Source organism: Bombilactobacillus bombi, from assembly GCF_013607485.1.
In the GTDB taxonomy this organism is placed as follows: Bacteria; Bacillota; Bacilli; order Lactobacillales; family Lactobacillaceae; genus Bombilactobacillus; species Bombilactobacillus bombi_A.
This window is the reverse complement of sequence record NZ_SCHP01000041.1, coordinates 1-9,761: the sequence shown is the minus strand read 5'-3', so window position 1 is coordinate 9,761 and position 9,761 is coordinate 1. Positions and strand designations below refer to the sequence as shown.

Below are 9,761 nucleotides of genomic sequence, written 5' to 3'. Positions count from 1 at the left end.
ACACTAAGGATTATATTTCCTTAAATGTGGTTTTTTATAATTAATATTTCATTAAATTTATATAGTAGCATGTATATAACTATATTCTATTAAAATTCTTCATCTGGAATAGTAGAACTTATATTATTATTAACATGTTTAATACCTTTTTTTGCTTCACTAACAATATCAATATCATTGTGAATAATTTGCGAATTAATAAAACTAATAACCATTGGTAAATTCATTCCAGTATATAGCTCAAAATGATAATTACCCTCTAATAGTAATTGATAAACCACATTGTATGGTGTCCCACCTAATAAATCTGTAAAAACAATAAAATCATCTAATGTTTTAGCAATTTCTAAAAAGCGTTGCTTAAAATGATCTGGACTTTCTCCCTCTAACAAATTTATGGAATACAAATTAGATTGGCTACCTAATATCATTTTTACACTATTAATAATACCCTTACAAAAATTACCATGACTAACTAATATTAATGATTTCATATTAATATCTCCATATCAGGCTGAAAGAACATGCAGCCATGTTCCAAGAATACTAAAAACAATAATAGTTACTAGTATCCATCCTACTTTCCATTTTTTTCTAATCATCCAAAGAACAATCAAAGTTGCTATTAATGGAAGCATAGATGGTATTATCTGATCCAAAGTTTTAGTAAGCGTCATTGCAGATTTACCAATTCCTATTTTAATGGGAGAATTTAAAACTACATAGGTAGGAATCATCGCTCCTACAACCATCATACCTAAAGTTGATGCTTTATCAGAAATATTTTGAATAATATTGGAATCACTCATCTTTTGAATAAATTTAGTTCCTTCATTATAACCTATTTGTAAACCAAAATAACGAACAGCAATTGTAACAATATTATAAGAGAACATAAACAATATTGGTCCTAAAATATTGCCAGCCTGGCATAACGCTAAAGATATTCCCATACAAATTACTCTCCAAGTAGTTAAAAACATTGAATCGCCAATTGCTGAAAGAGGCCCCATTAAACTTACTTTAACATTATTAATAATTTGCGGATCAAACTCTGGATTTGATTCATTTTCTTCTTCCATTGCAATTGAAGTACCTAAAACTAATGGGAGTAAAACATTCGTAATATTAAAAAACTGCATATGCCGTTGTAAGGCTTCAGCCTTACCATTTTTGTCATTTTTATAAATAACTCTAAGTGAAGGTACCATGCTAAAAGCATATCCAGTTGCTTCTTGTCGAGTTAATTCCCATGCAGAATTTGCAGCAAACGATCTCCAAAAGGTAAACCATAATGCCTTACGCATTTCTGAATTAGAAGTTTTCGTCATCTTCTACACCTCCACCAATCGATTTTAATTGTTCATGCAATTTCATTTCATTATGGTAAGAAATCATTACTATAACTAATCCTAGAATAGCTATTCCAATTATTGGTATTTTTAAATAAGCTGTTAATATAAATCCCAAAATCATGTATGGAACAATATCTTTTCTTAGCATTTGTTGAATCAATAAAGCAAAACCAAAAGCTGGTAACAATCCACTAGCAACAACTAAACCATCTTGGACAAATTGAGGGATCATATTAATTAGCTGTTTGGAAAAGCCTGAGCCAAAATAAAACGCTAACATTATAAAGATTACTGAAGGAATAAAGTTAACTACAAGACCTCCCCAAAATGCCATCATGCTTAACTTATGATCTTCTGCTTTTTTTGCATATTCGTCCATTTTTGAAACATAAATTGGTGCAACAAATATATACATAACATTTTGAACTATTAATATTAACATAGAAAGTGGTAATCCAAAGGTTAAAGCAGCTGAAATTCCCTTTCCAGTAGATAATGCAAAAGTAGTCCCTAACACAGATGCTGAAACCATATCTTGTGGAGTTGAAATTCCCACTTCAACAACTCCTACGTAGGCTAACTCCATTGCTGCTCCAACCTTAATAGCATTTGGCACATCGCCCATTACTATCCCCACTAATGGAGCTAAAGCAATCGGTCTAAAAATCATTGACGCACCAGTTAAGAAATATTCACTATAACCAATCAATGCAACCAAACCAATTAAAAATGTTTTTAAAATCATCATTTTACCTCCTTTTACTCAAGTTTTAAATCGCTTTCTTTAATAGCTTTGATTGGAGACGAGGGAACCTGTTGGATTTCCACTTTAACTTCTAAATCAATTAATTTCTGAATTTCTTTTTCATCATTAACGGTGGTATTAACAGCAGGTGCTAGAATTCTAGTTTCTTGGCTTTCTTTTGTACCACCAATATTTAAAACCTTAGGCCTATTATCCAAATTTTGAATTATGCGGTACGCATCATGAATACTTTCTACAATAATCATTAAATTATATTTATCAGTAATACCACTATTTAAAGATTCAATGCTTTTATTGATATTCTGGATAACAAGTTTACTCCCAGAGGGCTTAGCCATTTTAATAGAAGCTTTTCTAATTGCGTCTACAGGCACTTGATCATTAGCAATCAAAATACAATTAGCTCCAGTATATCCAAACCAAGAAACTGCAACCTGTCCGTGAAGCAGACGATGATCTACTCTAAATAGCTTTATCATATTTAAACATCCTTCCACTTAGCAATCAAACCCTAAATTCATAGCGATCTGTTGCTATTAATTCAATTCCATATTGTACTAAATTGTGATTATTATCATATATTTGATTACGCAAATTAAATAACGGAAAACCCACAGAGCGTTTCAATAACCGTGCTTGCTCTTTATTAGCTGCAATTACCCGTAAAATACTGTTAGAATCAGTTAATGACTCAATGCCAAAATCATCATGAAATATTTTGTATAATGATCCATTTAAATCATACTTTGGTAATTTTTCAAATTTTGGTAAAGGAAAAAAGTTGCTTTCTATAACAACTGGATCATCATCTAGATAACAAAGTCGAACAGTATGTAAGGCAAAAGAGGATGAAGTTTTCAATCCTCTTTTAATTTCTCTATTTACTTTTAGCTTTTCTATTTTTAAAATTTTCATTTTTGGTTCAAAACCATTTTCTTCAGCAGTTTTAGAAAAACTTTCAATAGAGCTGCTTCTTAGTAATCTTCGTACCTGAGTAGGTTTTCTCACGTAACTACCCTTACCCTGAACTTTCTCAATTATGCCATCAGACACAAGACCATCAACAGCTTGACGTATTGTAATACGACTAACACTATATATTTGCTTAAGCTCCTCTTCACTAGGTAATTTAGAGTCAACCTGATATTTTCCTGTAACAATTTTCTCTCGCAAATCCATCATTACTGTTTCATATTTTGTTCTAAGCTTAGTTGGCATAATCAAGTCCTACATTCATTTTTAGTATTTAACTTTTCCCATATATCTTCTGACGTCAAGTGAATGATCTCGCTTATTGGCTAATTTTGCTCGATATTCACATAGTACAGTATAAAATAAAATAGGATTAAAGTACTCTGCTACTTCACTATCAATTAAGTCTAATCCTAATTCTTTAGCATCCACAATTTCAACCTTTTTTGCATATTTATTTAAAAATTTAATTGCTCGTTCATCCAATTCTCTCGTACGACCGATGCTTTCCATCACAATATATGGTTTATCTTTATCAGTAACTTCAAAGGGACCATGGAAATATTCTCCTGAATGAATTGGTGCTGCATCCAACCATTGCATCTCCATTAAACTACAAATTGCAAAACCATAAGTATGTCCAAAGGATGCTCCGCTACCTAAAATATAAAACATTGGCTCACTATAATATTTTTCAGCATAAGCTTTTGTTCTAGTCTGTACTTGCTTAATTGCATTTGTAACGATCGTATCTATCTTATTAAAACCGTCAGCAAATTCCGGTAATTTATCATAATTCTCAATACCCGCCAAAATTTGTGAAGTCATATCTAACATAATAGCCATAGGATTATGTACAACTTCATTTTCATTTCCCCATTCATAAATTACTTTTTCATCAGAGTATTCAAGCAAATCTGCTTTTTTGTTAAATGTTAACCCTATAGTAATTGCTCCCATTTTTTGAGCAACTTTTGCTGCTTGTACTGATTCTGGTGTATTTCCACTGTGTGAACATACAAAAACAATGGAACTTGAATTTAATTTTTTAGGAGTTACATGTACAAATTCATTTGCATTATACCAACCAGTTGATAATTTTTTTGCTTCAGATTGTAAAAGAAAATATGATGGGTACATATCAACTAAAGATCCACCACATGCTGTAAAATAAACAGCATTTATTTTGCCATTATTATGTTTTAATATACGAGCTACCATTTCCTTATTATTCATACTTTTATTTTCCTCCTTTTAAAGACATCATATGTCGTATTATACCAGAACAACTTAAGTGTAACCGATTTTATTTTTTTGTCAACAACAAAATTAATATTATAGTGTACAATAAACCACACTAAGTAGATATACTTACTTGAGTGTGGTTTATTTTTGTAATTAAAATTACATTTATATTACAGTATCCGTGGTACTAGTTAAATTATGCTAATAGTATCAACAAATAAACATTGCTCTATCCGTGTTTGAAAACTAACTAAACATCGGTCTCGATTGCGCTCAATATCAAAGAGCTAATTCCAACGAGAAAATATAGTTTCAATTTTTCGTCGCTACCGCTTTAAGAAGGACTCTTTAACTTGTGCTTGCTGTAAGAGAATTTTCACCATCTTTAAATTGTGGATGGCGGCGGGCGTAATAGTATAGTCGTCAACTAATCCTTGTTCAGAAACTTCAAAGCTATCCTTTAAACAGCAATATCACAGGAGTTTGGTAGGATTATAACTGAGATTATCTAATGCACGGTGATTTCTGATGAGTTGACATACAGCCAGTGGGAGACTATCAATAATGGTGTAACGAGTTCTTTTTGAGTTTTGGTTGACTAAACCTTGTTGCAGATACTGCAATAATTGACCGCCCCGGATTGCAGAGGCGGTTAAACCACAAACATTCCGGGAGATTAAACCAGTCTAAGCTCTTTAAAAAGCGATAATAGCAGCATTCATTAGTCATGCCCAAATCCACCTGCCAATACAGCAGAGCTAAAAGATTGATATTTGATATCTTAGCTTATTGAGCGTTGCGAAGACAAAAAATCTTCTGCGGAACAAATTGCCGATATAATGGTTCAATAATATTCAGCCACCTAGCAATTGGGAGTTGTAATAAAGAACGTTGTTGGTTAGAATTAAGTTGGTTTGACATAGGATTCACTTCTTTAGTAATAGTTGACTAAAGTGTAGCCTAGCCAGGCTTTTTTATTCAAGTTTTATTAACTAGCACTACGGATAATTACTATTTTTATCAAGAAGTAATACAAAAAAATGCTGGCAATATTACTAAAATGTAGTAGATTATAAGGGGCTGTGACAAAATTTGTCGCAGCCCCTTATATCGGATTAAATTATGCTTATCAATTACTAACTTAGCAACTTAAGTATCAATTACAGTTACATTAATAAAATCAGTTTAGTAAAGATTGACTAAATAAACATATTTTAAAAATTGCCATGATTCACAAAATAGTTCAAATTCTTTAGATAAAAATATCATACTTAACTTTTTATTAAATGCAGATTACAAATTTAATATGAACAGATTCCAAAAACTTCAATGACAGTACATTAGTTGTGCAGTTTTAAAGATTGATTATTAATCAGTTTGACAACATCTAACACTCAATCGGCAATCACTTGTTTAAATATTTCTTATAAAAAATTATATCCCCCGGCACAAGTTGAGTTCCGCTTACACAATAATCCTTAGCATATGATGCAGTTATTAAAGCTGATACTAGGGAATTTAGTATCAACAACAATAATATTTTAACTGTTTCTGATTAGATAAAATCGCACCGACCTTCCATCATCCAAATTGCTGCAAGTATATCACGTCTGGACTATTGATCACATTTGATATTATGCGCGGAAATTAATTATTTCTACAAGACTAGAGGCACAAGTGCACGGCAAATTTTTGTTAAATTTATTATTTTATACTTAATCTTCTGCCTTTGCACTTATTAGTAGTTGCTTATTCCCATACTCAATTAGTCTATTTTACCGATAGAATTTAAGAACTCATATGGTAGAACCTCTAAAATTAATCTACATGATGCTTTAGGGCAGATTTTATTTCTTTATTAAATTTGTTGGGTTCTTCCCACTGTGGGAAATGTGCTGACTGCTCAAACCAAATAATTTTATTTGGACTTTTGATATTCATAGCGTACTTTGCAACTAGCTCTGATGAGACATGATGATCATGTCTTCCTTCACAAAAAATTATTGGAACTTTAAAGTCTAAATCTTTTTCAAAGTTAACTTCTGATAATTCATTCCAGAATAGATTAAAAGATTGTTTAGATCCTTGTAGACGGTGCACTAAATCTTTCAGTGAATAATCTTTTGAAAAAATGAAAGGAATAATGAGTTTTTTGTAATTTTTTGATCTATAAAGTGAACCGCCATTAGCTACAACTTGTTTTGTAAGAAATAAGCAAGCATTCATAGTGTTTTCGTCAGTTTCCAAATTTTTAATGTCTGTAGCTGACTTTGCTTGCTGATTTAAAAAGGCCTTTTGATATTTTATATTTTTACTCATGTTAACTACTTGACCAATCCCGATATACTGGGAAATTAGTTCAGGATAAATTTGAATAAAAAGAAGTCCTAAAAATGTTCCCCAGGAATGGCCCATCAAAATTAATTTATCTTGTTTCAGTCTATTAAGCAAATAAATAACAAATTGATGGATATCTTCTAAAATACTTAAAGTTGTTAATTTTTCATTTTTTGAAAATTTATAGTAAGATAAACCACTTCCTCTTTGTTCTAAATTTACAAAAACAAAAGATTTTTCTAATGGGGAATTAAACTTTTTAGTTAACGGGATGCAAGAATCCCCTGGCCCTCCATGTAAATACAAAATAATTGGTTTATTTTCTTGGTTTTTACTGATCGAAAAAAACAATTTAGTATTGTTGATTTCAACGCTTTCTATAATTGATGTACTCAATTTGGGCCACCTTATTAATAGTTCTGTAATGTATTTTAAAATAGGATATTATAAATTCCAACATGTTTAAAATTAAATGGAACAGCGGGAGAACATGTCAATAGATAAATTTTATTATAAAGGATAAAAAATTTATAAAATAACTTATTTCTCGGAAAAATTGGGATATTTTTTAGATGTCAAAGAGCTTCAAGTTCGAAACCCTTATAGTAATCTTAACCTATAGAGATACACTCAAAAATTTTATTTCTTCCTTTTAGAAGCACTATCAATACCTAATTGTTGACGATATTTAGCCACAGTCCTTCGGGCAATCTGAATGTGTTGTTCAGCTAATTGTGCAACAATTTTTTGGTCACTTAAAGGTTGATGGGGAGCTTCTTGAGCAATCAGTTGTTTGATTAAATTTTGAACTTGAGCTACCGACTTATCAGAAGTGGGGTTGCTACGTTTAGTAAAGAAATATTTTAATTCAAAAATACCAAAATCAGTTTGCAAATATTTACCATTAATGGTTCGGCTTACCGTAGAAATACTAATATCTAATTTATGTGCAACATCACGTAACAAAAGAGGCTTTAATACTTTAGTTTTCTGTAAAAAGAAATCCGCCTGTGCTTGCACAATACAGCGTCCAATCATGGCGATAGTTTCTAAACGACGATTCAAATTGCGCTGAAGGGCCTGATATTCTTGCTGCTTAAACTTAATATATGCTTGAACTTCTTGATCAGTACTCTGTTGAAGTTGATTGTAAGTTTCTTGAGCAAAAACAATCTGGGGATAACCATATTTGGTAATGTCAAGAGATAATTTACCCTGCTGATTTTTTACAATTAGCTCAGGAATAACATATCCATTAGAATCATAATCAGCAGTATACGGATATGGTGTTAATGTTTGAATTATTTCAAAAGCTGCTTGAATTTCTGCCACTTTAACATTAAGCTGATGGGCAATTTGATCCCAAGCATGATCTACTACTTTTGAAAAACATTCTTCTATCATACGTAAGGCTAAAGTAGTCTGCGGCGTTGCAGTTTTAAATTGCAGCTGTAATTTCAAGCATTCTTCTAAAGATTGGGCTCCTACCCCAGGCGGATCAAGATTATATAACAACTCTTTTGCATCTAACAACGTCACTTTATTTATCGGCAATTCTTGAAGTAATTCTGTATCAGACTTTAAAAGATAGCCATGTTCATCAAGCTGGTCAATTAGATATAAAACAACATCACGCAATGGTGTTGGTCGCATGGTAAGACGTGTTTGTTCTAACAGATAATCATAGAGAGTCTGATGTTCAACTGTATTGTTTTCTAAAGCCGTTGACATTTCTACTTCTTGCTTAGAAATGGTAGGGTTTACATCAAACAAGGGATTGGCCATACTTAAATCCTGCACATAATCAGTTAAATCTAAAAGATTAGTCTGCAACATTAAAATAGACTGCTTCATACTTTGCGTCAATATTAAGCTATGAAGTTGTTTTTGATTAATTTGATAACTTTGTTTCAGTGTCATAATTAAACCTCAACTAATTTACTCGCTAGATTTATTATAACGCTAGATTGAATGATGATTGTATTGAAAACACAAAATAAAGTTTTTAGTTTAATATCTATTTAAAAATAAGTAATAGTCAAAAATATTTGTAATATTAACTTACCCGTGGTGCTAGTAATAAAACTTAAATAAAAAAGCCTGACTAGGCTCATACTTTAGTCAATTACTACTAAAGAAGTGAAAACCACCATGTCAGGCCAATTAATTTTAAACGGCAATCTCCCTATTATAACTCCCAATTGCCAACGGAAGGAATATTATTGCATCCTTATATTAGCTATTTGTCCCGCGGAAGATACATTGCCGTCACAATGTTCGGCAAGGCTCAGTTTTAGCTTATACGATTACTCCAGCCACTATCTACGATTTAAAAATAGTGAAAACTATCTTACAGCAAGCCTATTGCGCACATGTTTTAGCGGATAAAAGAATTGAATTTTGGACTCCACAAAGTGAAAATATTTGCTAGTAAGCACAAGTTAATGAATGTTTCTTAAAGCAACAACGCCGAAAAATTGAAACTATTTTCCTCTGAAATAAGCTCTTTGATATTGAGCGCAATCGTTCATGATGTTTAGCTGATTTTCAAATTAGAATAGAGCAATGTTTGTTGATATTATTAACATAATTCAACTAGCACTATGAGTTTAATTTAAAATTATTGATAAATCCCAAGGATTTAAAACAAAAGTCTGACCAACTTCAACTTTTTTATTGCTAAATAAATCAACACCTTTTTTATTAGAAGTATAACTAATCCTTTGCTTTTTATTAGAGTAATTAAAATAGAAATCCAAATTTTTGTTTAGCTTGGAATTATATAACTTCTTATTTATTATTGGAAATATTTGTCTCTGTTTTATTGACCAAAGACCGAGATTTTTTAATATATATTCATAAAGTAGTGATAGTGTATCTCTATCTAAATATGATCCTACGTAAAAAACTTTGCCTTTACCATATTTATTTTCCGTTATAGCTGCATATTTACCCCAATATTGATGATCATATTTAGCTAATACTTTTGTATTAGTCGGTTCTAATAATCCAACCCAATCTTTAACAGGTCTATCTTTATTATTATATAAATCATTTTCACCAGCACTAGATATCTTGTTTATTTG

At 31.2% G+C, this 9,761-nt stretch carries 10 protein-coding genes; all 10 read right to left on the bottom strand.

Going from position 1 to position 9,761, the window contains the following annotated elements:
- Nucleotides 1-89 precede the first annotated feature (89 nt).
- Nucleotides 90-494 (bottom strand): PTS sugar transporter subunit IIA, encoded by a 405-nt coding sequence (locus tag EQ827_RS06900; protein ID WP_181190269.1) that lies wholly within the window; start codon nucleotides 492-494, stop codon nucleotides 90-92.
- A 15-nt stretch (nucleotides 495-509) separates the two neighbouring features.
- Nucleotides 510-1,331 (bottom strand): PTS system mannose/fructose/sorbose family transporter subunit IID, encoded by an 822-nt coding sequence (locus tag EQ827_RS06895; RefSeq protein WP_181190268.1) that lies wholly within the window; start codon nucleotides 1,329-1,331, stop codon nucleotides 510-512.
- A complete protein-coding gene (locus tag EQ827_RS06890; RefSeq protein WP_181190267.1) occupies nucleotides 1,315-2,100 on the bottom strand; it encodes a PTS mannose/fructose/sorbose/N-acetylgalactosamine transporter subunit IIC in 786 nt (261 codons plus the stop codon). The genes EQ827_RS06895 and EQ827_RS06890 overlap by 17 nt, the downstream gene beginning before the upstream one ends.
- Before the next feature lie 14 nt (nucleotides 2,101-2,114).
- Nucleotides 2,115-2,600 carry a PTS sugar transporter subunit IIB gene (locus tag EQ827_RS06885; RefSeq protein WP_181190266.1) on the bottom strand — a complete coding sequence of 162 codons (486 nt, stop codon included), beginning with the start codon at nucleotides 2,598-2,600 and terminating at the stop codon, nucleotides 2,115-2,117.
- Between the two features lie 25 nt (nucleotides 2,601-2,625).
- Nucleotides 2,626-3,339, bottom strand: coding sequence for a GntR family transcriptional regulator (locus EQ827_RS06880; protein ID WP_181190265.1), 714 nt, complete (start codon nucleotides 3,337-3,339; stop codon nucleotides 2,626-2,628).
- A gap of 21 nt (nucleotides 3,340-3,360) precedes the next feature.
- Entirely contained in the window at nucleotides 3,361-4,329 is a 969-nt protein-coding gene (locus tag EQ827_RS06875) for an SIS domain-containing protein (protein ID WP_181190264.1), read from the bottom strand.
- 795 nt (nucleotides 4,330-5,124) lie between these two features.
- Complete coding sequence (locus tag EQ827_RS09135; protein ID WP_258231813.1) at nucleotides 5,125-5,259, bottom strand: hypothetical protein; 135 nt, start codon at nucleotides 5,257-5,259, stop codon at nucleotides 5,125-5,127.
- Between the two features lie 897 nt (nucleotides 5,260-6,156).
- On the bottom strand, nucleotides 6,157-7,071 hold the full coding sequence (locus tag EQ827_RS06870; protein WP_181190263.1) for an alpha/beta fold hydrolase: 915 nt from the start codon (nucleotides 7,069-7,071) through the stop codon (nucleotides 6,157-6,159).
- Between the two features lie 243 nt (nucleotides 7,072-7,314).
- Nucleotides 7,315-8,595, bottom strand: coding sequence for an RNA polymerase factor sigma-54 (gene rpoN, locus EQ827_RS06865; protein ID WP_181190262.1), 1,281 nt, complete (start codon nucleotides 8,593-8,595; stop codon nucleotides 7,315-7,317).
- A 689-nt stretch (nucleotides 8,596-9,284) separates the two neighbouring features.
- The coding region (locus tag EQ827_RS06860) for a beta-galactosidase trimerization domain-containing protein (protein WP_181190261.1) at nucleotides 9,285-9,761 on the bottom strand (477 nt) is incomplete at its 5' end.